This window comes from Corallococcus silvisoli, from assembly GCF_009909145.1.
GTDB classification, from domain to species: Bacteria; Myxococcota; Myxococcia; order Myxococcales; family Myxococcaceae; genus Corallococcus; species Corallococcus silvisoli.
The window spans coordinates 203926-228324 of sequence record NZ_JAAAPJ010000005.1 but is presented as its reverse complement, the minus strand read 5'-3'; the positions used below and the strand labels follow the sequence as shown (position 1 = coordinate 228324).

Here is a 24399-nt window from a genome sequence, read left to right as displayed (position 1 = left end):
GCTCACAACATCAACGGGGGGTGGCCCAGGTGGAGCAGCGGCTCTCGTGCGCTGGGAGCATCGCGAAGCTGGAGTTCCACCATCACGCCTCGCAAGTGGTACTGGCGGATGGGGTGCTGCTGGCTGACCTCACCCTCCAGGACGGGCCCCACCACGCCCACCTCGCGGCACCACAGCAGCTTCAGCGCGCAGGTGTAGAGCGGGGTGCCGGCGCGTGCGTTGGTCAGGTTCTCGTAGGGCACGAAGGCCACGGTGAGGTTCTGCTCCAGGGCCTTCAGGTAGGGCGAGCCGTGCAGCACCAGCAGCAGCTGGTTGAAGCGCCGGATGCGATCGTCCAGGGCGCGCACGTCCTCCTCCAGGCTCTTTCGCTGGGCCTCCGCGCGCGCCAGCGCGAGCACCGACTGCGTGTACTCACGCTCCAGCAGCAGCGTGTCCGTCGTCAGGCCCTCCGGCGCATCGTCCTGGCCCAGGCCGTTCTCCGCGGCGGTGAGTCCCTGGCGCTCGCGCCGGAGCGTGTCCAGCCGCATGTCCAGGTCCACCGTCTCCTGCGCGAGCGACAGGTTGCTCTGCGCCATCTGCGCCAGGTGGTGGTTGACGGTGAGCACGTCCTCGCGCTCCAGCAGCTTCGCGCCAAAGAGCGCGCTCGTGCGCGTGCGCGCCAGGCCGCTGTAGGCGCGGTTGGATTCGGCGATCTCCCCGCCCGCGCGCAGGTACTCCTGGCGCAGCGCGGACAGCCGCCGCGACAGCCGTTCGCGGGAGATCTTCTCGCCCCGGAGGGCCACGAGGAAGCGCTGCTGGAAGGACCGCTCCGTGGCCGCGGTGCGCTCGGCCTCTTGCAGCCGGTCGGCGGTCTCCCGCCGCTTGGCCATGAGCGCGTCGCGCTCCGACTCCTGCTGCGCCGCCTGCGCGTTGAGCTGGAGGACGTTGGGATCCGTGGGCGACAGGATGGTGGGCGTCACCCAGCCGCTGCTCGCCAGGAAGAAGCCCTGCACGGCGAGGAAGGACATCAGGCCCACCAGGATCAACCCCAGGAGCACCGAGCCCATGACCTTGTAGGTGGACACGGCGACGGAGTTGAGCCGGTTGGCGATCTGCTGATTCATGACGGGGTTCCCTCTCCTGCGGAGTTGGAGGTGAGCTTCGCGGGGGCGGGATTGGCGACAGGGGAGGGCGCGGGCGCCGTGGTGGGACTGCCGCGCGTCTCCCAGCTCCCGGAGTCGAGCGTCAGCAGGGCCAGGGGGGTGAAGAGCGCGTACGTCACCGGCATGAGCAGGGCCATGGGCAGGAAGCTCGCCCCAGCCACGCGCCGGTCCTCCGGCAGGTTGCGCGTCTCGATCCGGTAGACGAAGCCGAGCAGGCCAATCACCAGGAAGTGGAACGAGAGGATGTCCCAGAACTCGCCGTTGAGCAGGTTGTGGACGATGACCACGGGGTACGACAGGAGCAGGGCCAGCTGCGACACGTAGTGCACGGTGATGACCGGGTGCAGGCGCCACGCGTGTGACAGGCCGGAGAGCAGGTCCACCAGGTTGGAGCGTCGCCAGCGCAGTTGTTGGGAGAAGTAGCCCGTCAGGTTGGAGGGCGCGGCGGTGAAGCAGTACGCGTCCAGCGTGTAGACCGTCTCGTAGTCGTGCTTGACGATCTGCCGCGTGAGGAAGCGGTCCTCGCCGTACTTGATGGGGACGCCCGCGATGGCGCGCGTCTCCAGGATGGGCTCCAACTGGAGCAGCACCGTCCGGCGGTACGCGGTGAGACAGCCGGACAGGCACATCACCTGACGGAAGGAGCGCTCCAGGTCCTTCAGCCAGCACTGGGCGAAGTGGAACTTGATTTCAATCATCCGCGTCATCCAGTTCTGATGACGGTTGCTGACGAAGGTGCGTCCGCCCACGGCGGCGACGTTCGGGTGGACGAAGCGGCGGATGAGCTGGCGCACGGCGCTCCTGTCCACCAGCACGTCGGAGTCCACCGAGACGATGATCTCCGCGTTCGTCGCGGCGCGGACGCCCCGGTTGATGCCCTTGCGCTTGCCCATGTTCTCCGGGTTGCGCATCACCCGGACGTTGGGGTGCCCCTCCGCGGCCTTGGTCGCCCACGCGACGCTGTCGTCGCGTGAGCAATCATCCACGACGATGATCTCCGTGAGCTCGCGGGGGTAGTCCTGTGCCAGCAGCGCCCGCACCGTGTGGAAGATGCCTTCGCCCTCGTTGAAGAGGGGGATGATGATGGCGACCCGGGGACGGTAGGTGTCATCAACCCGTTCGAACCGCTGACCCTTCAGCCGCCGGAGGAAGGGGCCGAGGATGTAGCGGTTCATCAGGACGACGATGAACAACAAATGGATGGGAAACAGTTCCATCGGACCCGCGTGCCTTTTCACGCCCCGGAAGGGCCCCGGCCTCGCCGGAGCCCTTCCTTCCGTCCCCAGACGGCCCGCTCCACCCCTGTGAAGCGGTGGCAAGGTTGGGGCTCCTCAAGCAGCACGCCAACTGCCCGGGACCCTCGGACGTGGCGGCTGATGGGAAGTGGGCGCCACCCCGGGCTTGGGGGCCAGGATGCTCACGCTCCGAGCCATGCGGCCCGGGCCGTCCCGGGTCGACCTTCAGACAGCCGACGCGCGGGGAAGCGCCTGGGCCCGGGCGAGGTCGTGGGCCAGCTCCGCTTCTCGCTCATGGCGCCGCGCGGGGGAGGGGAAGGCAATGGCCGCCAGGGCTTCGCTCGCGGCGGCGGCGATGCGGTCCACCCCGTCGCGGGAAATGACGCCCGCGTGGAAGGCCTCCACCGCGGCGCCCACGTACGTGTCGAAGAAGAAGAGGTGCCGTGCGCGCCACTCGTCGCGCACCGGCCGCGGGGTCGCCACCACGTCGTGGATGAACACGGCGCGCACCGCCTGGGGGTGGGTGGCCCGCATGCGGGCGCCGAACTCCACATCGCCCTGGCCGCTGTCGCCCACGAAGACGAAGCCGTATTCGGGGAAGAGGCGGGCGTACTGTTCGAAGTTCTCGAACTTCTTCTGAGCGATGCGCGTGTTGCCCACGAGATGGAAGAAGCTGCCGGAGAGCATCACCGACAGCGGGACGCCGCGCTCGCGCAGGGACTCCAGCGTGGCGTTCTCGATGAGGCCCAGCGGATCGCGGGGCCGGGCGCTCACGAAGACGAGGTCGCCCGCGCGGCCCGGGATGATGCCCGGCCCCCGGTCCAGCTCCTGGTAGAACGCGAGCACCCCTGGGTACACCGTCTTCGGCGGATAGCGCGGGTCGACCCAGTTGCGGAAGAACGTGTCGTCGATGTCGCTCAGGACCTTGTTCTCACCGCTGGGAGAGGCCGCGGCCTCCCGCTGGAAGTGGGTGAGCAGCGCCTCGCGCACCGCCGGGTCGTCCACGTCGTCGAACACAAGATGGTGCAGGTCGTGGGAGTCGCCGCCCGCGTCGAGCAGGTTCTTGAACGCGGTCAGCTCGCGGCCCTTCAGGCCCAGGAACAGGTCGCGCAGCCGCGCTTCCGCCTTCGCGCGCGTGGCGCCCTTCTGGAGCGCGGTGGCCAGCGACGCGCGCACCGGCAGGGACAGCTCCGCCGCCCGGCGCGCGCACAGCAGCTCCAGGAGCGCGGTGCGGTGGTCGGGGCCCAGGAGCCGGTCGTCCAGGTCCGACAGCAGCCGCACCAGATCCACGTTGGCGAGCAGGAAGTTCAGCTCCTCGCCGGTGGCGCCCTCCAGCAGGTCCAGGATGCGGCGCTCGTCGGTCCGGTCCGTGTGGCCGTTCATGTCCCGGCGCAGCGCCTGGAGCTTGGTCGTCGCGGCGGACAGGTCCATGCGGCTGTTCTCCCCCAGGTGCGACAGGCCCGGCGCGAGCGCGCGGCCCGCGGAGCCTACGCGGCCCCGGCACGGGCGGACCAGCCCCCGTGACATGCGCGGCGGTTCCTGCTTCCCTGCGCGACATGACGGTGTCCTCTTCCTTCTCGCCCCTGGCCCTGGGTTCCGACGAGGTCCACGTGTGGCTCGTCGAGCCCGAGCGCATCGACGACCCGCGCCTGCTGGAGGCCTACAAGGCCCTGCTGGACGGTGGCGAGCGCGAGCGGCAGCGGCGCTTCCACTTCGAGCGCCACCAGCGTCAGTACCTGGTGTCGCACGCGCTGGTGCGGCTGACCCTGTCTCGCTACGCGCCCGTCGCGCCAGAGGCGTGGCGCTTCGTCCCCAACGAATACGGGCGCCCGGCCATCGCCGGTCCGGAGGGGCAGTGGCTGCGCTTCAACCTGAGCCACACCGACGGCATGGCGCTGGTCGCGGTGGGCCGGGACGTGGACCTGGGCGCGGACATCGAGGACGCGGAGCGCCCCGGGGAGAGCGTGGAGATCGCCGACCACTACTTCGCGCGCGCGGAGGTGCAGGCGCTGCGCTCCCTGCCGAAGGAGCGCCAGCGCGAGCGCTTCTTCGAGTACTGGACCCTGAAGGAGGCCTACATCAAGGCGAGGGGCGCGGGCCTGTCGCTGCCGCTGGATCAATTCGCCTTCGACCTGGTGCCGGGGCAGATGCCGCGCATCAGCTTCGACCCTCGGATGCAGGACCTGCCGGACGTGTGGCAGTTCATGCAGCACCGGCCGTCCGCCCGTCACCAGGCAGCGGTGGCCTTCCGCAGGCCCCGCGGTGGGGCGCTCACGGTGCGCTGGCAGCACACCGTGCCGCTCTCCGGTGACGCGCCCCCGCGCATCGTGACGGCCTAGCGGATCAGGTGAAGGTCGCGTCGTCCAGCGCCACGGTGCCCCCTGGAAGGGGACCCTCGGCGCGGTACAACTCCAGGACGATGTCCGGCGGGGTGGCCGCATCGAGGGCGCGCTGGTAGCGCACGTGGAGCGCGTCGTATCCCTCCCGCTTGACGCGCAGGCGCCTCCAGCCCGTCGCGGCGGCGATGAGCGCGGCGAGTACGCCGAGGACGAGCCCGCCTCGCAAGAGCACGGTGGCCACGACGGTGGCGACCGCCGCCCCGGTGATGAGGGCGTTGGTGCGGAGGGCCTTCCCCTGCGAGCGGTACCGCGCGAGCTCCTCCTCGGTCAGGGCCCGCGCGGCTTCCTCGTGGGAGCGCTGCTCGTCCTCGTCCGACTCCATCCGGTTGAGGTGGACCCGGACGCGATACCAGGACGGCTCGACCTGGAGCCGGTCGTCCGCGGACGTGATCTGGGGGCGGGGACTGCGAAAGTCCTCGCACCCACCCGCCAGCGCGCTTCCCGACCCCAGGTGGAGCCCGAACTCGCGTCCGAGCGTCTCGAACGGCGGCGAGGCCGGCGGAACGAACGGCTCGTCGACGTGGACCTGGAGGAGGTAGCCGCCGTCCGCGCTGGTGTGGATGGCGAGCAGCTCTCCGCGCGCCGCGCTCGCGTCCAGCATCTTGTCCGAGAGGGGGCGCTCCGAAGGGGGGAGCCCCGCGTCCCAGATTCCCACGCACGCGATGTCCGTCCCGGCATGGATGCGGTGCTGAGCCATGCGCGGAAGTATCCGCCGGCCCGGCTTCACGCGCGAGCGGCCGGAGGGCGAAGGGCCCGTCCTCCGCGGAGGCCTAGGGGGTCGTCATCCAGCGCGTCAGGTCCTCGCGCACGGCGGCCAGCACCGGCGGCCCGTGCGTGCGGATGAAGAAGTGGCCCCCCTCGAAGTGGCGGATGCGCACGTCGGCGGTGGACTCCGCGCGCCAGTGCTCCATCGTGTCCAGGCCCACGTGCTTGTCCCCCTTGCCCGCGTACACGGACAGCGGGATGTCCAGGGGGACCGCGTCCTTGCCGTCCTCGGACCAGGCCAGCGCGAAGTCCGCGCGCAGCGTGGGGAGGATGAGCTCCAGCAGCTCCTTGTGTTGAAGGACCTCCTCCGGCGTGCCGTCGTAGTCGCGCAGCTTCGCGATGAAGCCCGGGTCGTCCAGCTTGTGGATGGCCTCCCGCTCGTTGTGCGCCGGCGGGGGCGCCGCCGCCGCGATGAAGCCCAGGGGCTGGGGCCCGCCCTGGCGCTTCAGCGTCCGCGCCACCTCCAGGCCGATGCGCGCCCCCATGCTGTAGCCGAACAGCGCGAAGGGCCGGTCCATCAGCGGCGTCAGCGCCGGCATCAGCACCGCCATCAGCTCCGGCAGCGACTTGAGCGCCGGCTCCATCAGGCGCCGCTCGCGGCCGGGCAGCTGCACCGCGCACAGCTCCACGCCCGTGGGCAGCGCCATGCTCCAGGGCGTGTAGATGGCCGCGCTCCCGCCGGCGAACGGCAGGCAGAACAGGCGCAGCCGAGGCTCGGGCTGCGGCTTGCGGGACGGAAACCAACGATCCAGGACAGGAGTGGAAGCGCTTGCCATGACGCGGCCGTCTATACCATGTGCCGTCGGGGCGGAACGCCTTCCCGCACACTGCGCGAGCCCCCGCGCCACCCACCCGGAGTGCGGCCCCGTGAAGGCGTCCACCCCGTCAGGTCGGGCCGTCGTGTTTCATCACCGGCCCCCGCATGTCTCATCTGGCGTGTCTCACGGAAACTTTCACAGCCACGGTTGGGTGGAGGGACGGTTGTGGTACCTTGCTTGGCCGTGAGCTACGAGCTTTCACATCTTGAGGCGCTGGAAGCCGAGTCCATCTTCATCATCCGGGAAGTCGCGGCGGAGCTGGATCGGCCGGTGCTGCTCTTCTCGGGTGGGAAGGACTCCGCGGTGATGTTGCACCTGGCGGTGAAGGCCTTCTGGCCCGCGCCGCTGCCGTTTCCGCTGATGCACGTGGATACGGGGCACAACTTCCCGGAGGTCCTCCAGTATCGCGACGAACGGGTGGCGGAGCTGGGCGCGCGGCTCATCGTCGCGTCGGTCCAGGAGTCCATCGACGCGGGGAAGGTGACGGAGGAGCGCGGCCCCCGCGCTTCGCGCAACCGCCTTCAGACGCAGCCGCTGTTGGAGGCCATCGAGAAGAACGGCTTCAACGCCGTCTTCGGTGGCGCCCGCCGCGACGAGGAGAAGGCCCGCGCCAAGGAGCGCGTGTATTCCTTCCGCGACGAGTTCGGCCAGTGGGATCCGAAGAACCAGCGGCCGGAGCTGTGGGCGCTCTACAACGGCCGCCACCGCCGGGGCGAACACCTGCGGGTCTTCCCGCTGTCCAACTGGACCGAGCTGGACATCTGGCAGTACATCGGCCGGGAGAACGTGGCGCTGCCGTCCATCTACTACACGCACCGGCGCGAGGTGTTCCGGCGCGACGGGATGTTGATGGCCTGGTCGCCCTTCCTGCCCATGCTGCCCGGGGAGCAGGTGACGACGGAGACGGTGCGCTTCCGCACGGTGGGCGACATGACGTGCACCGCCTGCGTGGAGTCCACCGCGTCCACGGTGGAGCAGGTCATCGCGGAGGTGCAGGCGTCCCGCGTCACCGAGCGCGGCGCGAGCCGCGCGGACGACAAGTTCAGTGAGACGGCGATGGAAGACCGCAAGCGCGAGGGATACTTCTAGTGGAACTGCTGAGATTCGCGACCGCGGGCTCCGTGGATGACGGCAAGAGCACCCTCATCGGGCGGCTGTTGTTCGACACGAAGTCCATCCTCGAGGACCAGCTCGCCGCGGTGGAGCGCACCAGCCACGCGCGGGGCGACGAGTACGTCAACCTGGCGCTGCTGCTGGACGGGCTCAAGGCCGAGCGCGAGCAGGGCATCACCATCGACGTGGCGTACCGCTACTTCTCCACGGTGAAGCGCAAGTTCATCATCGCGGACACGCCCGGGCACCTGCAGTACACGCGCAACATGGTGACGGGCGCGTCCACGGCGGACCTGGCGCTCATCCTGGTGGACGCGCGCAAGGGCGTGCTGGAGCAGACGCGCCGGCATGCCTTCATCGCGTCGCTGCTGCGCGTGCCGCACCTGGTGCTGTGCGTGAACAAGATGGACCTGGTGGACTTCGACGCGAGCGTCTTCGAGCGCATCCGCGAGGAGTTCCGCCAGTTCTCCATGAAGCTGGACGTGACGGACCTGTCGTTCATCCCCATCTCCGCGCTGGGCGGGGACAACGTGGTGACGCGCTCGGAGCGGATGCCCTGGTACCAGGGGCCCACGCTCCTGCACCACCTGGAGAACGTGCACATCGCGTCCGACCGCGACCTCATCCACCTGCGCTTCCCCGTGCAGGGGGTCATCCGGCCCGCGTCCGCGAAGAAGTTCCACGACTACCGCGCGTACTCCGGGCAGCTCCTGGGCGGCGTGATGCGGCCGGGCGACGAGGTGATGGTGATGCCGTCCGGCTTCACCACGCGCATCAAGTCGCTGGAGCTGGCCGGCAAGCCGCTGACGGAGGCGTTCCCGCCCATGTCGGTGAACGTGTCGCTGGAGGAGGAGCTGGATATCAGCCGCGGCGACATGCTGTGCCGCCCGGGCAACCCTCCCGTCGCGAGCCAGGACATCGACGCGATGGTGTGCTGGCTGTCGGACCAGACGCAGCTGAACAGCGGGTCTCGGCTGGCCATCAAGCACACCACCCGCATGGCGCGCGCGATGGTGAAGCAGCTGCACTACCGGCTGGACGTCAACACCCTGCACCGGGACGACCAGAGCCAGGGCCTGAAGCTCAACGAAGTGGGGCGGGTGACGCTGCGCACGACGGTGCCGCTCTTCTTCGACGAGTACCGGCGCAACCGCAGCACCGGCAGCTTCATCCTCATCGACGAGAGCACCAACGCCACCGTGGGCGCGGGGATGATCAACGGTCCCGCGGTGGACAGGTAGGAGCAGACAGCGATGCAACAGCGTCCGGGCTTCATCCTCTGGTTCACTGGCATGTCCGGCGCGGGCAAGAGCACGCTGTCCACCGCGGTGGCGCGCCAGCTCTCGCCCGTGCAGCGCGTGGAGCTGCTCGACGGGGACGAGGTGCGCACGTACCTGTCCCGCGGCCTGGGCTTCAGCCGCGAGGACCGCGAGGAGAACGTCCGTCGCATCGGCTACGTGGCGCGCGTGCTGGCCCGGCACGAGGTGGGCGTCATCACCGCCGCCATCTCTCCGTACAAGAGCTCCCGGGACGAGGTGCGGGCCCTGGCCACCCAGGCCGGCATCCCCTTCCTGGAGGTCTACGTCCAGGCCAGCCTGGAGGCCCTCATCGCCCGCGACGTGAAGGGGCTCTACAAGAAGGCCCTGGCGGGGGAGATCCCCCACTTCACCGGCGTGTCGGATCCCTACGAGCCGCCGGAAGCGCCGGAGATCATCGTGCGCTCCGACGCGGAGACGGTCGAGGCGGGGCTGGAGCGCATCCTCGACACGCTTCGGGACCGGGGGCTGCTGGTCCCCGCCGCGAGCGCCGCCTAGCACACCGCCGTGGGCCTCCGCTTCGCGCCGGGATGCGTCGTTGTCCCGGCGAACGACTCCCTGGGACGTGCGGGCAGGGCAGGGTGGCCGCGGGGGCTTTTCGGCTAGGCTTCGACACTGGAGGGGGTCCGCGCCGTGCCGATGCTCGTCTACAACCCCGGTCAGTCGGATGAGCTGACCTACCCCCTGGGGGACGCGACCATCACCATTGGCCGCGCCGACGATCAGGCCATCTGCATTCCGCACCGCAGCCTGTCGCGCCAACACGCCCGCATCGAGTCCGCCGACGGCCGCTTCATCGTCACCGACCTGCAGAGCAAGAACGGCACCTTCGTCAACGGCGTGCAGATCCGCCGCAAGGAGCTGCGCCCCGGCGACACGCTGACCCTGGGCGAGCTCGTCTTCCTGCTCACCCGCGACCCCCCGCCCGGGGTGGCCCCCGGCCGTCCTGGCGAGCCGTCCGGTGCCTCCGACGAGCCCCGTCCCCAGCTCACGCGCGCGCTCACCCGCGTGCCGCTGAAGACGCTGGTGCAAGCCGTGTCCGGCCAGGAGCCATCCGCCGAAGAGGCCGCCAGCGCGGCCCGGCGCGCCCGCGAGCGCATGCGCCTCCTCCAGGAGGTGGCCAAGCTGCTGTCCGTCACGGACGACCTGGACGCGCTCCCCGGCCGGGTGCTCGACCTGGCGTTCCAGATCCTCCCCGTGGACCGGGGCGTCATCCTGCTCCTGGACGAGGGCTCCGGGAAGCTGGAGCCGCGCGTGTCGAAGACGGCGGAGGGCGCGGCCGTGCGCGGCCCCATCTTCAGCCAGAACATCGTGGACTTCGTCCTGCGCCGCAGCGTGGCGGCCCTGTTCTCCGACGCGGTGAATGATCCGCGCCTGGGCGCGGCCGACTCCGTCATCTTCAGCTCCATCCGCGCCTCCATGTGCGTGCCGCTCAAGCCGCGCGACGAGGTGCTGGGCGTGCTGTACGTGGACAACGTGTCCGCGCCCCGGAGCTTCTCCGAGGACGACCTGGACTTCCTCGTCGCGTTCGCGGGACAGGCCGCGCTCGCGCTGGAGAACGCCCGGCTCTATCGCCGCATCGAAGAGGAGACGGTGCAGCGGATGCAGCTCATCATGGACGCGAAGCTGGCCTCGCTGGCGGCCATGGTGGGCGGCATGGCGCACGAGCTGCGCAACCCGCTCAACTTCATCAGCAACTTCGCCGGCCTGTCGGTGGGCCTCACGGAGGACCTGGCCGGGGTGCTGGAGCCGCAGCGGGGACAGCTGACGCCGGCCTCCGCGCGCGACGTGGACGAGGCGCTCGCGTGCCTGCGCACCAACGTCCAGAAGATATACGAGCACGGCCGCCGCGCGGACGCGCTCATCCAGGGCATGCTCCAGCACGCGCGCCGCGCGCCCGGCCCGCGCGAGGAGGTGGACCTCAACACCCTGGTCGCGGAGAGCGTCGCCCTGGGCCAGGGCGGCATGCGCGGCGAGCCCCTGCCGGTGCGTCTGGACGCGGAGTACGCCCCGGACGTCGGACGCCTGGAGCTCATCCGCGCGGAGGTCGGCCGCGTCATCATCAACATCGTGGACAACGCGCTCTACGCCATGCGTCAGAAGCGACAGGCACAGGGCGCCGCGTACGTGCCGGTGCTCAAGGTGCGCACCCTGGCGCGTTTGGATCAGGTGGAAGTGCGGCTGCGGGACAACGGTCCCGGCATCCCCACGGAGAGCGCGGGCAGAATCTTCGACCCGTTCTTCACCACGAAGCCGCCCGGGCAGGGGACGGGGCTGGGGCTGTCGCTCAGCCATGACATCATCGTCCAGGGCCATCAGGGCACCTTCCGCATGGAGTCGGTGCCGGGCGAGTTCACGGAGTTCGTCATCACGCTGCCCCGGCGGGGCGGTGCACGGTCGTCAATGGAGCGAGGCTCGGGAACGCGATGAAGAACCCCATGGACCCCCACCTGCTGGACGCCTTCCAGGGCCGCTACGAAATCCTGTCCGAGCTGGGCGAGGGCGGCTTCGGCCGCGTCTACAAGGCCCGGCAGGTGACCACCGGCCAGAGCGTCGCGGTGAAGCTCTTGCGGCTGACGGAGGGCGCGACGCCGGAGTCGGTGGAGCGCAGGAGCGCGCGGTTCGAGCGCGAGATGAAGCTGTGCGCGCAGATGCACCACCCGAACATCGTGCGCCTCATCGACTCCGGGCGCGCGCAGGGCGGCGCCGTCTACTCCATCTTCGAGTTCGTCCCGGGCAGGAACCTGGCGCAGGTGCTCGCGGAGGAGGGCGTGCTGGATCCGGTGGAGGCGCGCCACCTGATGCTCCAGCTGCTGGACGCGCTGGCGTGCGCGCACGCGCAGAACGTGGTGCACCGCGACCTGAAGCCCGCGAACGTCATGGTGGTGCCCACGGGCGCGCGCCGCAACGCGCTGGTGCTGGACTTCGGCATCGGGTCGGTGACGGAGGAGCTGGCGCGCGCGGATGCGCAGCCGCGCATCACCTCCACCAACGAATCGCTGGGCACGCCGTCGTACGCGGCGCCGGAGCAGCTGCGCGGGCAGGCGCCCACGCCGCGCTCGGACCTGTACGCCTGGGGCCTGGTGTTCCTGGAGTGCCTCACCGGCCGGCGCGTCTTCGAGGGCGCCACCGTCGCGGAGGTCATCTTCCAGCAGCTCTCCGCGGAGCCGGTGCCCGTTCCCCCGGTCATCGCCGCGCACCCGCTGGGCAAGCTGCTCCAGCGCGTCACCGCCAAGGATCCTTCGCAGCGCACCGTGACCGCGGAGGTGCTGCTGCGCCAGCTGGAGGCGGTGGACGTCTCCAACCTGCCGCGCCGGCCCACGCCCGTGCGCATCCAGCCCGCGGCGCCCAACGCGGAGACGGCGACGGTGGAGCTGTCCAGCCGCACGCCCAACGCCCTGTCCACGCGTGGCCGGAGGTGGGCGGAGGGCGAGCGCCGGCAGTTGACGGTGGTGTGCTGCACGCTGTCCGCCACCCAGACGGCGCCGGGCCCGGTGGACATCGAGGAGCTGGACCACGTGCTGGGCGCCCAGCAGGAGGTCTGCATTGAAATCGCCCGGCGCTACAACGGCCACATCGCCAGCGCCCTGGGCGACATCGTCCTCTTCTACTTCGGCTACCCGGCGGCGCGGGAGGACGACGCGCGGCGGGCCGCGCAGGCGGCGCTGGACATGGTGGCCGAGGTGCGCCGCCGGGGCCGCGCCATCGAGTCCGAGCACGGCACGCGGGTGGAGATCCGCGTGGGCCTGCACACCGGGCTCGTGGTGTCGCGCGAACAGCGGGACCCGACGCTGTCCGGGCTGGGCTTCGTGGTGGGCACCACGCCCAAGCTGGCCTTCCGCCTGTCCACCTCCGCGCCCTCGGGCGCCATCCTCGTCACCGGGGACACGCAGCAGCTGGTGCGCAAGCACTTCCCGCTGGAGCCGGTCCCCACATCCCCCGACGAGCTGCTGCCGCCCGGCCTGGAGACGTTCGTGCTCCAGGGCGCGGACGCCACGTGGAGCGGCGAGGACGACGCGCTGTCCCTGGTGGGCCGCGCGCGGGAGCTGGAGCTGCTGCTGGCGCGCTGGGAGCAGGTGCGCGCCGGGCAGGGGCAGGCGGTGCTCGTGTCCGGTGAGCCGGGCATCGGCAAGTCGCGCCTCACCCGCGAGCTGGGCGACCGGCTGGGCGTGGAGCCGCACACGTGGCTGGAGGCGCGCTGCACGGCGGACAGCTCCAGCCAGGCGTACTTCCCCGTGGTGGACCTGCTCACGCGGATGCTGGACCCCCACCGCGACCTGCCGCCCGAAGGCCGGCTGAAGGGACTGGAGGCGCTGCTGTCCGGCTACAGCTTCGACCTGGCGGAGACGCTGCCGCTGTTCGCGCCGCTGCTGTCGCTGCCGCTGCCGCCGGAGCGCTGGGCTCCGCTGGACGTGTCACCGCTGAAGCACCGGGAGCTCACGCGCCACGCGCTGCTGGCGTTCCTCGCCGCGTTGGCGGAGCGCCAGCCGGTGGTGCTGGCGCTGGAGGATCTGCACTGGGCGGACCCGTCCACGCTGGAGCTGCTCAAGGAGCTGGTGGCGGAGGTGTCCTCGTCGCGCCTGCTCGCGGTGTTCAGCGCGCGGCCGGAGTTCGAGCCGCCGTGGCCCGCGTCCTCGGTGACGCAGGTGGGGCTGGGGGCCCTCGCGCGCGGCGAGGTGGAGCGGCTGGCCACCGCCGCCGCGGGAGGCCCGCTGTCCCCCGAGGCGCTGGAGGAGATCGCCTCGCGCACGGACGGCATCCCCCTGTTCGTCGAGGAGCTGGTGCGCTCGCTTCGCGAGTCCGGCGCGCTGGTGGAGCGCGAGGGCCGCTTCGCGCTGGAGGCCGGCAAGGCGGGCCCCGCGGTGCCGGGCACCTTGCGCGACCTGCTCGTCGCCCGGTTGGACCGGCTGGGCCGCGGCAAGGAGACCGCGCAGGTGGCGTCCGTGCTGGGGCGCGAGCTGACGCACGAGCTGCTGCGCCACGTGAGCCCCCTCACGCCCGAGGCGCTGGAGGCGGACCTGGAGCGGCTGGTGGGGGCGGGGCTGCTGCACCGCAAGCGCCGGCCGAAGGGGCCCGTGTACCTCTTCAAGCACGCGCTGGTGCGCGACGCGGCCTACGACTCCATGCTCAAGCGGTACCGCCAGCAGATGCACGCGAAGACAGCGGAGGCGCTGGAGGCGCACTTCCCGGACGTCGTGGAGTCGCGGCCGGATCTGCTCGCGCACCACCTGTCGTCCGCGAACCTCAAGCGCAAGGCCATCGGCTACGCGCAGAAGGCCGCCTTCAACGCGCTGGTGCGCTCCGCCTACGTGGAGGCCATCCTGTTCGCGCGGCTGGGCCTGTCCTGGCTGGAGGCCATCGAGGACCCGCTGGAGCGCGCGCAGCTGGAGCTGAGCCTCAACGGCGTGCTCGCGCCGGCGCTGATGTCCACGCAGGGCTGGCGCTCGCAGGAGCTGCGCACCGTGGCCGAGCGCTCGCTGGAGCTGCTCCTCACGGTGGGGGAGAGCCCGTACGCGGCCCCGACCCTGTGGATCCTCTCCATCTACTACCACCTGGGGGGAGACCAGCGCCGGGTGCGCGGCCTGCTCGACCGGCTGGTGGAGCTGGCGCGCCGCACCGGCGACACGGGGCAGGAGGCGGTGGCGCTCACCATCCTGTCCAACATCGAACTGCTCGAGGGCCGGCTGGGCGAGGCGAAGGCGAGGGCGGAGCGGTGCCTGTCGCTGTTCGACCCGGTGGCGCACCGGATGCACCGCATCCTCTACGGGCAGGACACCCGGGTGGGCGGCGAGTCCGTGCTGTGCCGGGGGCTGTGGCTGCTGGGCTTCGCGGACCAGGCGAAGGCGCACGGCGAGGCCGCGGTGGCGTGGGGCCGGGAGCTGAACCACGGCACCAGCATTGGCCTGTCGTTCATCTACCTGCTGCTGATGGCCCAGGAGCACGGCGACCGGACGGAGGCGCTTCAGCTCATCCACCAGCACGCGGAGCTGTCGCACCGCCATGGCCTGCTGGAGCAGTCCGCCTATGTGGGCATCCTGCGGGGGTGGGCGGTGAAGGACCTGGAGGCGACGCGGCGGGGCGTGGCCATGCGGGAGGCCTTCGGCACGGAGATGGACCAGCCGGCCTACTACGCCATCCTCGCGGAGCTGGAGCTGGAGCTGGGCCACGTGGACGCGGCGCTCGACACGGTGGAGCGCGGCCGGCAGCGGGCCCAGGCCCTGGGCGAGGGCTATCACGAGTCGAAGCTGCTGCGCGTCAAGGGCCAGGTGTTGCTGCGGCGCGACGGGCCCACGGCCCCCGCCGCGGAGGCGTGCTTCCGGCAGGCGGCGGAGGGGGCCCAGGCGCAGGGGGCCCGGATGCGCGAGCTCCAGGCCGTCACCGCGCTGGCGCGGGTGCTCCAGGCGACGGGGCGGCAGGAAGAAGCCCGGCTGCGGTTGCAAACGGTCTACAGTACCTTCACCGAGGGGCTGGCGACCCCGCCCGTCTCGGAGGCCCGGGCGCTGCTGGCGGCGCTGGGAGGAGATTGCTGACATGAGCAAGAAGAAGCCGGAGTCGAAGGCCGTGCCCGCGCCGGCCAGGGCCCGTCCCGTGGCGCGCAAGCTCCCGCGCAAGGCGGGGGCCCAGGCCACGGTGAATGACTGGCAGGCCGTGTGGATGCGCGCCGTCGCGCTCGCGTGGAAGGAGCCCGCGTTCGAGAAGGCCCTCCAGGAGGACCCGCGCCACGCCCTCAAGCAGCGCTTCGACTTCGAGCTGCCCGCGGGCATCCACCTGAAGGTCGTCCCCGCCACCGCGCAGGACACGGCCAAGGCCTCCGACTGGCTGCTTCACAGCGCGGAGGTGGAGCTGCCCCTGCCCAAGAAGCCGGCCAACGTGGCGGACCACGCCGTCGCCCTCTCCAGCCTCACGGACACGTACAACCGTTCGCACTGCTGCGGCAGCCCCTGCTGCTGACCGCCTTCCCGTGAGGCCCGGTGGGGGCCGGGGGATGAGGCCTACGGGTCTCCCCCCGACACCGCGAAGGCGCCCACGGAGGCCTCCCCGAAGCCGTCCACGCCCGCCACGCGCTGGAAGAAGTCCGGGTCGCTGCGCCCCAGCGCGTAGGGCCTCAGGCCCAGCGCGGTGGACACCAGGTAGAGCGTCTGCACCAGCGCTCCGGTGTCCTGCAGCACCAGGGCGTACGCCAGCGTCTCGTACTTCCAGGCGAGCCGGGGCACGCGCGCGGCCACCACCATCAGCACCTCCGGCCGCTCGAAGGGCTCCACCGGCGCGCGGGCCTCGTCCAGCAGCGCGTGGAACTCCGGCGTGGGGCCGCACAGCCGCTCCAGCCGGTGGCCCAGCGGATCGTAGTGGTAGGCGCCCGGTGCCAGCCCCTGGCACTCGCCGACGAGCGGGTACAGCTCCAGCGCGTACACCGCGCCCGCGCCCGGGTAGGGCCGGTCCGTCACCTCTCCGTCCTGCGTGGTGCGCACGTCGCGCACGCGCGCGGCGCGGAAGAGCAGCTCCCCCAGCTGGCGCACCGTGAGCGGGGACGCGCCCCGGCCCCTCAGGCTGCGGCGGGCCTCCAGCACCTCGGTGAAGGTGCGGTCCCCGGCGCGCAAGGCCTCCACGTCCGGGCGGTACAGCTCCACCGCCTCCTGGGTCACCGGCGGCTTGAGGGCGGGCGGGTTGGGCAGCTCGCCCCGGAAGCGGTAGGTGGCCCCCGCGCGCGTCTGGTGGCCCCAGCCCCGCGAGCGCAGGTGGAAGAGCAGGTCGTGCGGCTCCCACTGGCGCAGGGCGGTGAGCGTCTCCTCCGACGCCGGCACGTCCAGGCCGTCCGGCACCAGGATGCCCGTCTCCGCCAGCAGCCGCACCAGCTCCCGGAGCGTGAAGGACTCGATGCCGGTGTTGAACTGGTTGAGCCGCGCCAGCAGCGTGGGGCGGGCCATGTCGAACAGCAGCGACACCACGCGCCGGTCATGCACCGCCGCGGTCGCGTGCACGGTGGGGCAGTCCAGCACCGCGCGGCCCTCCGCCATGCGCGTGTGCGCGAAGCGCGACAGCTGCAGCGGCACCGTCGCGTCGAAGGTCGCGCGGTGGCGCAGGAAGGACGCGGAGGCCGGCGTCAACGTCAGCAACAGGTTGCCCCGCTCCTCCACCGTCCACGACAGGAGGCCGCCGTCGCTGGCCAGGTCCAGCCAGTACCACGCGAGCGTCGTGTCCGAGCCCGCGGTGGCCGGCACCTCCGACTCGTGGATGCCCCCGTCCGCGAGCGACTCGAAGACGGCGCGCACACCCGGGGCCAGCGGGCCCAGCCGCAGCGAGCGGCCAGGGCCCTCCACGCGCGCGTCCTCCGCGTCGGGGCAACGCAGCGCCACGCCTTCGGCGAGCGACAATCTCATGCGAGCGGCCTCACGGTTCCACACCGTAGAACCGGGTCGGGTTTTCCCAGAGAACCTTTCGTAGACGACTTTCGGTCATTGCGTCACGCAATGACAGCAGGGAACCCAGCACATCCTCTCCGTGGTCCAGATGCGGGAAGTCGCTTCCGAAGAGCAGCCGCTCCTCGGGGAGGTGCCGCACCACGTCAGGCAGGTAGGGTTCATCCGGCTCCACGGAGACGAAGCAGTGGCGGCGCAGGTAGGCGGATGGCGGCTGCCGGACGGTGGCGGCGACCTCCGCGCCCACCGCCCGGTACTCCTCGTCCAGACGCCAGGCCCAGTACGGCAGCCAGCCGCAGCCGGCCTCCATCGCGCCGATGCGCAGCGCGGGGTGGCGCTCCAGCACGCCCCCCTGGAGGAGCGCGAGCAGCCCCATCATCAGCTCCATGGGGTGGGCGCAGGCGTGGTTGGCGAAGCGGGTGTCGAAGCGGTCCGCGCCCGCGGAGGGCACGTAGACATGGCCGCTGCCGTGCAGCACGACGGCGAGGGAGCGGGCCTCGCACTCCGCCCAGAAGGGCTCGTAGGCGGCGTCGGACAGGAGCCGGCCGCCGATGGGGTTGGGGCGCACCATCACCGCGCGCCAGCCGAAGCCCGCCACCCGGCGCGCCTCCGCCACCATGGCCTCCGGTTCGTGCCGGCTGATGAGCCCCACGCCCCGCAGGCGCTCCGGCTGGTGCGCGCAGAAGCCGTGCAGCCAGGTGTTGTAGACGGACGCGAACGCGGTGGCCACGGACGGCTTCAGGGGCCAGAAGCCCTCCAGCAGCAGGGCCTGGGTGGGGAAGAGGGCCGCCATGTCCACGCCGTCGCGGTCCATCTGGGCCAGGTACACGTCGGGCCGCTGGAGCAGCTCGTTGCGGCCCAGCTGCGCGTACGCGCGCGCGGAGAACTCCACCCACGCGCGCTCCGGCATGTGGTTCCACAGCGGCTTGCCGTGGACCTCCGGGAGCGGCTGCACGGGCACCAGGCCCAGGGCGCCCAGCCGCGCCAGCCGCGCCTGGAGGGGTTCGTCCGGGAGGCGTCCGGGCCGGGGCGCGTGCTTGCGCAGCGCGGGCTCCAGCTGTTCCGCCCAGAGGCCCAGGGGCTCCAGGACGTGCCGGTCCGCGTCGAAGATGCGAAGGCCGTCGCGCATGCGTCAGGGTCCCCAGCTCGCGAGCTCGTCGCGCACGTCCTTGAGCAGCGCTTCCAGCAGGCCGGTGCGGCGCGCCTGGGTGCGCAGGGCCTGCTCCTCCCCGGACTCCAGGGCGCCCGGGTGTCCTCCGCGGGCCTCCACGGCGCGGTCGCACAGCTCGCGCAGGAACTCGTGGTGCTGCGGCTGGAGCGCCTGGAAGCCCTCGCCCCAGCGGGCGACGAAGTCCACCAGGACGTCTCGCGAGGCCTCGGGGACGTCGCGGCGGTCGGGCAGGTCGCGGCTCAGGCGCACGTAGAGGTCCGGGAACACGTCGCGCAGCGCGGTGGCGAAGGGGGCCGGCACGTACACGGGCTGCGTGTCCGGGACGAGGTCGCCCTGGCGCTCCAGGGCCAGCACGGCGTCGAAGTCCGTGAAGAGGCGTTCGTGCCGGCGGCGCTCGTTCTGGTTGCGCGCGAGGAAGAACACCGCGCGCGGCAGCATCGCGGGCGCGGCGCGGCGGATGCCCGAGAGCGTGTCGCCGATGGCCGTCCGCTCCCCGGGCGTCAGGGCCCACGAGGCGGTGGCCTCGCGCAGGAAGCGGTCGGTGACGGGCTCCGGCCACTCGGGCTCCCGCACGCGCGGTGGGCGCTCGATGCCGGCGATGAACGCCCGGATGCGCTCACAGGCCGCGTCCCACGTGGACAGCCGCTCCACCAGGTCGCGGAAGCCCTCGAGCAGCTGGGGCCGCGTCATGCCCAGGGGCATCACGTTGAGCACGATGGCCCCTCGATCCTTCGCGTGCGCCTTGCGGGGCGTGGCGAGGCGGCCCTCCGCGCGCAGCCGCGTCCACAGCTTCGTGCCGCGCGGAGCCTGGAGGGGCGCGACCACCACCCACGGCAGGTGGGCGCGCTGGATGTTGGCGTGCAGCGAGTCGAAGACGGCCGGCGTGTCGTGGTCGAACCCGACGATGAAGCTGCCCCGGGGCCCGATGCCGTGGGCTTGAATGCGCAGCAGGTCGCCCATCAGGTCCGCGCGCACGTTCTGATGCTTCTGCGCTTCCTTGAGCGCGGCGGGGTCGAAGGACTCGATGCCCAGCACGACGGTGTAGAAGTTGGCGTCCGCCATCCCTTCCAGCAGCGCGGCGTCGCGGCTCAGGTTCATCGTCACCTGGGTGAAGAAGCGCAGCGGGCGGGGCAGGGCGCGGTTGAGCGGCACCAGCCCCGCGAGCACCTCCTTCGCGTACGCCGCGTCGCCGATGAACTCGTCGTCCGCGAAGAAGACGCCCTCCGCCCCCAGCGCCGCGTGGCCGCGCACCTCCTCCAGCACCCGGTCCACGGGCTTGTGCCGCTGCTTGCGGCCGTAGAGGTAGATGACGTCGCAGAACGCGCAGTCGAACGGACAGCCCCGCGTGGTCTGCACGGAGCCCCAGGCGTAGCGCGGGAAGTCCGCCGCGACGGCGTCCCAGCGCGGCATGGGGCTCTCGCTCATCGCCGGCTTGTCGATCTGCCGGTACTCGGGCGCGTACTCGCCCTGGAGGTAGTCGGCGAGGAAGCGCGGCCAGGTCCGCTCGGCTTCGTTGACGAAGAGGGCGTCGAAGAAGCCCCGGTAGTCCTCCGGCGCCGCGGAGACGGCGGGGCCGCCCGCGACCACGGTGGCGCCCTGGTCGCGGAAGAAGCCGCCCAGGAAGCGCGCCTGGTACGTGAGCGCGGAGTACATCACCGACACGCCGACGATGTCGTAGTCGGGGAGCACCGTGTCCGCGCGGATCTGCCCGTGCAGCTCCTCGTCCCAGATGTCCACGCTGAAGGGGGCGGGCGTGAGCGCCGCGAGCGTCGCGCAGGCCAGCGGCGTCATGGTCGCGCGCTTCACGAGTCCGCGCTCGGGATCGAAGTCCTCCGTCTCGCGGTCCACGTGGCGCCGGTCCGGTCCACACTGGACGAGCAGGACGCGCGGCTGGACGGGGGAGGACGGGGCCATGGACCGGTTCAGAAAGAGAACGGCACGGGGTTGAGCTGCGCTTCGGTCAGCGGGGCCGAGAGCCACCCCATCCGCACGGGGACGTCATACAGCCGCCCGGGACCCAGCCGGGGCCAGAAGTGCCGCAGGCCCGGGACGACGACCTTCACCGCCGAGACGCCTACGTCCGGCCGGGATTGTTCCACCACCAGCGTTTCCAGGCCCACGCGCGCGGCCCGCGCCACGCACTCGGCCACGTCGTCCCGCAGGTCGCCGTGCCACACGCGCGGGAAGTCCGCGGCGCCTCGCGCGGCGGCCGTCTCCTCCGGGAAGAGCCAGGAGGGGTCCTCGTGCGCGCCGGTGTCCCAGGGCGACGGGGACGTGTCCTTCGGGTCGTAGCACTGGGCCACCTCCGTGAGCGCGCGCTGCACGGCGAGCTTCGCGTCGAAGTGACTGCCGCACCCGGCCCAGGCCCGGCCGCGCTCCGGCGACCAGACGAGCGCGACGAACACCGGGATGCCCAGGTCGTGCGTGAGGTCGAGCACCCATGAGCGCAGGCCCAGCGATTGGTAGTGCGCCTCCACGGAGGTGAACCACGGATCGCCGAAGCCGTGCAGGTCCACCCGGGGGCGGCGCAGGCGGTTGTACCACCAGAGCGCCACCGCATCGCGCTCCACCAGCTCCAGGAAGCCCTGGAGGATGGCCTCCTCCACGCAGTTGCCCGCGGCGTTCCCGTTGGAGTTGAAGAGGCAGAACGGGCCGCCCGGGGGCGCGGGCGCGAAGAGGTACGCGAACGACGTGGGCACGTACTTGCGCTCGCCATGCGTGAGCGACCACGCGGGGCTCCAGTCCATGGGTTGATCCGCGTAGGGCTGGGGCACCGCCGTGCGCGCGTCGCGGCGCGCGCCGCCTTCGGTCCGGGCCTGGAGCTGCGCGGGGCTGAAGTGCTGGAGCGCGTCCGGGTGCACGGCGCGCGGGCCCAGGGAGGAGGCGGTGGCGTGGACGCGGGGCTCGTCGCCCTGGAACACGGCGCTGTGGCGCTCCAGGGCCTCGCACAGCGCGCCCGCGCGGGCCTGGGCCTCCGTGCGGCCCTTGCCGCTGGCCACGCGGTGGAAGTCGTCGGAGGCGGGCGCGTCCGTCCACGGGCACACGCGGAAGACGGCGGACTGGATGTGGCCCAGGGGCGCGTCGCCCGGCACCGCGCGCAGGTCGCTCACCACGCCTGTCACGGGGCTGATCAGGTGACGGTGCCGCTCCCAGGTCTCCTCGGGCGTGAGGATGCGGTGGCCGCCGTCGTCCGTGAAGCGCTTGGGGCGCGAGGCCAGCACCAGCGGCTGCTTCGCGCGCGCGTCCAGCCAGGCCGGGTCGCCGCACTCCGGGCACTGCGGGCGCCGACTCACCGCGTGCGGCTCCAGCTTCCAGGTGGAGAAGTCGAGCGTCCACAGCCGCGAGAAGTCCACGCCGGTCGTCCCGCTCACCACCCAGCGGGCCACGAGCGTCGCGGCGAAAGACAGTCCCGCCTGCGCGGTGGTGGGCAGGCCCGTGCGGGGCGGGCGGGCCGGGCTCCCGCGCCGCGCGAGGTATTTCTCGATGGGGCGGTTGTCCAGCAGCCGCGCGGTGAGGCACGCCCAGCAGGCGCCATCCCCAGGCCCGACGACGGGCCCCGCATGGCACGCCGTGCCGGACACCTTCACGGGCAGGAACGCGGCGCCCGCGTGCCGGGCCTCGCGGGCGAGCACCTCCGCCTCGGGTGACAGGTAGTCGTCCACCAGCAGCACGTGGCGGTCCGCGTCCTCGCGCACGTCCAGGCCCGCGTCCGCGAGCGCATCCTCCAGCCGCGCTCCGTCCTCGCCTTCCACGGCGCGCACCGCGACGGCCGTGTCCAGGAGCCGCCCGGCCGCGACCGCCGCGTCCAGGCCCAGGGACTCCCAGAAGCCGGCGACCCCGGCGTCGAAGACGTCGTGCGCCTCCTCCACGTGTCCGCGCTCCTCCAGGAGCGACAGCGCGTAGAGCACCTCCGGGGCGGAGGCCCGTCCCACCAGGGTGGAGATGACCTGCGCCACGGAGCGCTGGCCATCCAGCAGGGGCACGATGCTCGCGTGCAGCTCGCCCTCCAGCAGGAACTGGGCGCGCTCCCCGACGAGGAAGACGCGCCGCGAGTCGATCACCTCGGCACGCAGGTGGGGCTTGAGGCGGAGGACTCGGTCCATGGGCAGGCGGGCGAGCCTACCCGGGCCCCGTGCCGGTGGATATGATCGGCCGCCGCGAAGGGGGCACGGACGCGCGTGGTAGAACGCCGCGCATGGCCCGCATCTCCCTGTCGACGAGCGCGCGTGTGTCTCCGGAGTCCATGCACCCGCCGCTCCGGCGCCGCGGTGCCACCGGCCTCGTGGAGGTGACGCTGGTGGTGCGCCACGGCTCGCCCCTGCCCACGGTGGAGCAGCTGTGCGTGGATCCTCCGCGCCGCGCGCTCACCCACGAGGAGTTCGAGGCGAAGTACGGCATGTCCTCGAAGGACCTGGCCACCCTCCAGCGCTTCGCGAAGTCCCACGCCCTGCGCGTCGCGTCCGTCCAGCGCGACCGATGCCTCGTGCGCCTCGAGGGGGACGCGGCCGCGGTCCGGAAGGCCTTCGGCGTGGACCTGTGGCGCTACCGGCACGGCGACGCGTCCTACCTGAGCCACACGAAGCCCGTCGAGCTCCCGCGCTCCTTGCACGGCGTGGTGGAGTGGGTGTTCGGCCTGGACACGCGTCCGCTCGTCACGCACAGCATGTCGGCGCTGCCCGTGCCGGTGGAGGCGGCGGCGCAGGCCGGTCTGCGCTCCTACCCACCGCCGGACGTGGCGCGCATGTACCGCTATCCCGCGACGCAGGGCGCTGGCCAGTGCGTGGGCGTCATCGAGCTGACGGGCGGATATCGCCCCGAAGACCTGGACGCGTACCTCGCGTGGATGGGTGTGGAGCGCGAGCCCCCGGTGACGGTGGGGCCCAACAAGCCGACCTTGAGCACGGCCTCCAACGCGGAAGTCACCCTGGACGTGGAGCTGGTGTCCGCGCTGTGTCCGAAGGCGCGCGTGGTCGTCTACAACGCGGGCTCGAAGGACTACTCGCTGACCGACTACCACCGCGTCCTGGCCATGGCGATCAGCGACCGGGAGAACCTGCCGTCGGTGCTCACCACCAGCTGGTCCTTCTACGAAGGCTCGCTCATCCAGCAGGGCGATGAAGCGGCCTTCGAGCGGCTCTTCCGCGAGGCGGCGCTGCTGGGCATCACCGTGTGCGCGGCCTCCGGGGACCTGGGCTCGCAGGTGCCCGTGCCGGGCGGCTCTCCCACGCGGGCCATCACCCTGGCCGCGACGAGCTACCCGGCCGCGAGCGCGCTGGTGCTGGGCTGCGGCGGCACGACGCTTCAGGCCGCCGGGGACGCCATCCTCCACGAGCGGGTGTGGAACCGGCTGGGGGAGGTCATGTCGATGGGCGCGCTGGGGGCCTCCGCGTCCGCGGGCGCGAGCAGCGGCGGGGTCAGCGCCATGAACGCGCTGCCTCCCTACCAGCGCGGGATGAACGTGCCGCACCAGGTGATGACGTCATGGACGAGCGGGGTGTTCGAGTTCGTTTCGTCCACGTCGGGCCGAGGCGTGCCGGACGTCGCGGCCAACGCCGACCTCCACACCGGTTACCAAATCTACTTCAAGGGGCAGAAGGGCGTCGCCGCGGGCACCAGCGCCGCCGCGCCCATGTGGGCCTCGCTCGTCGTCCTCCTCAACGAGTCCCTGGGCCAGCGCGTGGGTTTCCTCCATCCCCGGCTGTACGCGCTCGTCGCGGAGGGCGAGCCCGTCGTCCGCCGCATCACCCACGGCGGCAACGGCGCGTACTTCGCCCGCGAGGACGCGCTGTGGAACGCGTGCACCGGCCTGGGCTCGCCGGATGGAGAGGCGCTGCTCAAGGGGCTGCGCAAGCTCCAGCGCCGCAAGCACTGAAGACTTCGAGCACCCGCCGGGGCCCGCGCCGCCCGGCCCCCGTCGCGTGACAGTGGCGTGTCCGCGGAATCCGGGGTGACGTAGAGTGGCCGCGTGATGGCCCCCCTCCGTCGGGGACTCCGCGGTCCTTCGGTCCGCTGGGAGCGGTGCC

The 24399-nt window shown here is 71.9% G+C and carries 17 protein-coding genes; 8 read left to right on the top strand and 9 right to left on the bottom strand.

Going from position 1 to position 24399, the window contains the following annotated elements; genetic code table 11:
- Positions 1–2 precede the first annotated feature (2 nt).
- The 3 genes from GTY96_RS10025 to GTY96_RS10015 all read right to left on the bottom strand — a co-directional run bounded on the left by GTY96_RS10025 (position 3) and on the right by GTY96_RS10015 (position 3904).
- Positions 3–1103 (bottom strand): hypothetical protein, encoded by a 1101-nt coding sequence (locus tag GTY96_RS10025; RefSeq protein WP_143900816.1) that lies wholly within the window; start codon positions 1101–1103, stop codon positions 3–5.
- Entirely contained in the window at positions 1100–2359 is a 1260-nt protein-coding gene (locus GTY96_RS10020; protein WP_161664590.1) for a glycosyltransferase, read from the bottom strand. The genes GTY96_RS10025 and GTY96_RS10020 overlap by 4 nt, the downstream gene beginning before the upstream one ends.
- Positions 2360–2602: 243 nt before the next feature.
- Positions 2603–3904: a phosphatase domain-containing protein gene (locus GTY96_RS10015; RefSeq protein WP_235685506.1), complete on the bottom strand. Its 1302-nt coding sequence runs from the start codon at positions 3902–3904 to the stop codon at positions 2603–2605.
- A 29-nt stretch (positions 3905–3933) separates the two neighbouring features.
- On the opposite strand from GTY96_RS10015, the gene GTY96_RS10010 reads away from it, so the two are divergent.
- On the top strand, positions 3934–4716 hold the full coding sequence (locus GTY96_RS10010; protein ID WP_186001869.1) for a 4'-phosphopantetheinyl transferase family protein: 783 nt from the start codon (positions 3934–3936) through the stop codon (positions 4714–4716).
- A gap of 4 nt (positions 4717–4720) precedes the next feature.
- On the opposite strand, the gene GTY96_RS10005 is transcribed toward GTY96_RS10010, so the two are convergent.
- Together GTY96_RS10005 and GTY96_RS10000 are read right to left on the bottom strand one after the other, a co-directional pair.
- Positions 4721–5473: a hypothetical protein gene (locus GTY96_RS10005; protein ID WP_161664589.1), complete on the bottom strand. Its 753-nt coding sequence runs from the start codon at positions 5471–5473 to the stop codon at positions 4721–4723.
- A 73-nt stretch (positions 5474–5546) separates the two neighbouring features.
- Positions 5547–6317: a thioesterase II family protein gene (locus tag GTY96_RS10000; protein ID WP_143900809.1), complete on the bottom strand. Its 771-nt coding sequence runs from the start codon at positions 6315–6317 to the stop codon at positions 5547–5549.
- 225 nt (positions 6318–6542) lie between these two features.
- Here GTY96_RS10000 and cysD point away from each other — a divergent pair, with 225 nt between their 5' ends.
- From cysD to GTY96_RS09970, 6 genes are all read left to right on the top strand, one after another.
- Positions 6543–7448, top strand: a complete 906-nt coding sequence (gene cysD, locus GTY96_RS09995) for a sulfate adenylyltransferase subunit CysD (protein WP_221938228.1) — start codon at positions 6543–6545, stop codon at positions 7446–7448.
- Positions 7448–8713, top strand: a complete 1266-nt coding sequence (locus tag GTY96_RS09990; protein ID WP_143900805.1) for a sulfate adenylyltransferase subunit 1 — start codon at positions 7448–7450, stop codon at positions 8711–8713. The genes cysD and GTY96_RS09990 overlap by 1 nt, the downstream gene beginning before the upstream one ends.
- Positions 8714–8725: 12 nt before the next feature.
- Complete coding sequence (cysC, locus tag GTY96_RS09985; RefSeq protein WP_143900803.1) at positions 8726–9286, top strand: adenylyl-sulfate kinase; 561 nt, start codon at positions 8726–8728, stop codon at positions 9284–9286.
- A 141-nt stretch (positions 9287–9427) separates the two neighbouring features.
- Positions 9428–11218 carry an FHA domain-containing protein gene (locus GTY96_RS09980; RefSeq protein WP_161664719.1) on the top strand — a complete coding sequence of 597 codons (1791 nt, stop codon included), beginning with the start codon at positions 9428–9430 and terminating at the stop codon, positions 11216–11218.
- 8 nt (positions 11219–11226) lie between these two features.
- A complete protein-coding gene (locus GTY96_RS09975) occupies positions 11227–15318 on the top strand; it encodes a TOMM system kinase/cyclase fusion protein (RefSeq protein WP_235685505.1) in 4092 nt (1363 codons plus the stop codon).
- A gap of 1 nt (position 15319) precedes the next feature.
- Positions 15320–15739, top strand: a complete 420-nt coding sequence (locus tag GTY96_RS09970) for a BMA_0021/BMA_0022 family TOMM bacteriocin (RefSeq protein ID WP_143900799.1) — start codon at positions 15320–15322, stop codon at positions 15737–15739.
- Between the two features lie 41 nt (positions 15740–15780).
- Here GTY96_RS09970 and GTY96_RS09965 read toward each other — a convergent pair whose 3' ends face one another.
- The 4 genes from GTY96_RS09965 to GTY96_RS09950 are packed head-to-tail and all read right to left on the bottom strand — an operon-like array spanning position 15781 to position 22479.
- Entirely contained in the window at positions 15781–17166 is a 1386-nt protein-coding gene (locus GTY96_RS09965) for a SagB family peptide dehydrogenase (RefSeq protein ID WP_161664587.1), read from the bottom strand.
- A gap of 10 nt (positions 17167–17176) precedes the next feature.
- Positions 17177–18334, bottom strand: coding sequence for an amidohydrolase family protein (locus GTY96_RS09960; protein ID WP_161664586.1), 1158 nt, complete (start codon positions 18332–18334; stop codon positions 17177–17179).
- A gap of 3 nt (positions 18335–18337) precedes the next feature.
- Complete coding sequence (locus tag GTY96_RS09955; RefSeq protein ID WP_161664585.1) at positions 18338–20290, bottom strand: radical SAM protein; 1953 nt, start codon at positions 20288–20290, stop codon at positions 18338–18340.
- Between the two features lie 8 nt (positions 20291–20298).
- Positions 20299–22479, bottom strand: a complete 2181-nt coding sequence (locus GTY96_RS09950) for a TOMM precursor leader peptide-binding protein (protein ID WP_143900791.1) — start codon at positions 22477–22479, stop codon at positions 20299–20301.
- Between the two features lie 92 nt (positions 22480–22571).
- On the opposite strand from GTY96_RS09950, the gene GTY96_RS09945 reads away from it, so the two are divergent.
- Positions 22572–24248, top strand: a complete 1677-nt coding sequence (locus tag GTY96_RS09945) for a S53 family peptidase (RefSeq protein ID WP_161664584.1) — start codon at positions 22572–22574, stop codon at positions 24246–24248.
- Positions 24249–24399: the final 151 nt, after the last annotated feature.

Coding starts and splice junctions, on each gene's coding strand:
- GTY96_RS10025 (WP_143900816.1), bottom strand. CDS start 1,103: ATGAATCAGCAGATCGCCAACCGGCTCAACTCCGTCGCCGTGTCCACC.
- GTY96_RS10020 (WP_161664590.1), bottom strand. CDS start 2,359: ATGGAACTGTTTCCCATCCATTTGTTGTTCATCGTCGTCCTGATGAAC.
- GTY96_RS10015 (WP_235685506.1), bottom strand. CDS start 3,904: ATGTCACGGGGGCTGGTCCGCCCGTGCCGGGGCCGCGTAGGCTCCGCG.
- GTY96_RS10010 (WP_186001869.1), top strand. CDS start 3,934: ATGACGGTGTCCTCTTCCTTCTCGCCCCTGGCCCTGGGTTCCGACGAG.
- GTY96_RS10005 (WP_161664589.1), bottom strand. CDS start 5,473: ATGGCTCAGCACCGCATCCATGCCGGGACGGACATCGCGTGCGTGGGA.
- GTY96_RS10000 (WP_143900809.1), bottom strand. CDS start 6,317: ATGGCAAGCGCTTCCACTCCTGTCCTGGATCGTTGGTTTCCGTCCCGC.
- cysC (WP_143900803.1), top strand. CDS start 8,726: ATGCAACAGCGTCCGGGCTTCATCCTCTGGTTCACTGGCATGTCCGGC.
- GTY96_RS09980 (WP_161664719.1), top strand. CDS start 9,428: ATGCTCGTCTACAACCCCGGTCAGTCGGATGAGCTGACCTACCCCCTG.
- GTY96_RS09975 (WP_235685505.1), top strand. CDS start 11,227: ATGGACCCCCACCTGCTGGACGCCTTCCAGGGCCGCTACGAAATCCTG.
- GTY96_RS09970 (WP_143900799.1), top strand. CDS start 15,320: ATGAGCAAGAAGAAGCCGGAGTCGAAGGCCGTGCCCGCGCCGGCCAGG.
- GTY96_RS09965 (WP_161664587.1), bottom strand. CDS start 17,166: ATGAGATTGTCGCTCGCCGAAGGCGTGGCGCTGCGTTGCCCCGACGCG.
- GTY96_RS09960 (WP_161664586.1), bottom strand. CDS start 18,334: ATGCGCGACGGCCTTCGCATCTTCGACGCGGACCGGCACGTCCTGGAG.
- GTY96_RS09955 (WP_161664585.1), bottom strand. CDS start 20,290: ATGGCCCCGTCCTCCCCCGTCCAGCCGCGCGTCCTGCTCGTCCAGTGT.
- GTY96_RS09950 (WP_143900791.1), bottom strand. CDS start 22,479: ATGGACCGAGTCCTCCGCCTCAAGCCCCACCTGCGTGCCGAGGTGATC.
- GTY96_RS09945 (WP_161664584.1), top strand. CDS start 22,572: ATGGCCCGCATCTCCCTGTCGACGAGCGCGCGTGTGTCTCCGGAGTCC.